The 637-nt window shown below is 69.7% G+C and carries 1 pseudogene; it reads right to left on the reverse strand.

The window, feature by feature from the left end:
* Positions 1–297: pseudogene (locus AC2W7C_RS18710) on the reverse strand (hypothetical protein); the annotation flags it as partial.
* Positions 298–637: the final 340 nt, after the last annotated feature.

Genomic DNA, 637 nt, shown 5'->3' on the forward strand with positions numbered 1-637 from the left:
GGGTCCACGCCTCCGCCGGCGCGGTCTGGCCCGCGACGGTGATGCGACCGCGCGGATGCGGAGAGGGGAGGTCAGGCGGATCGTGCCGCCGACCTCGAAGACCACGATGCGCGGCCCCTCGGCCTCGATCGCGGCGCGCAGGCTGCCCGGGCCGGAATCGTTCAGATTGGCTACCCCGCAGGGACCCGCGCCGCCCCCGGCCGCCCAGGGCGTGCGGCCGGCGCCTTCCGCCCCCGGGAAGGCGAGGGTTTGAGCCTCCGCAGTCTGGCCCGGCGCCGAGTGTGCCTCCAGCAACACGGCGAACGTCGTTACGGCGACGGTTGTGAAGCTCTTGTGTCGAAGCAGGGTTGCGAAAGCGCGGATCATCGGGTTAGGCTCTCATTGATACCGGTGTCAGAACGCATTCCATGTCAATATGACACCGGTGTCAAACGGACTGGCCCACGTCGCCGATCCGCAAAAAACAGATAGACCGGGGTCACCCCGGCGTCCTGTATGCCCATTGGGAGGAGGCATATGTTGCAAGCCGTTCAGCCGGGGATGACCCGCGCCCTTCGCCGCAGCCTGTTCGCCGGAGCGTCCGGCCTGGCCGTCGCCCTGTCGCTGGGCGTGACCGCCGCCGCCGCGCAGTCGGCGC

Source organism: Brevundimonas sp. CURTG3B2_SDJG, assembly GCF_057364705.1.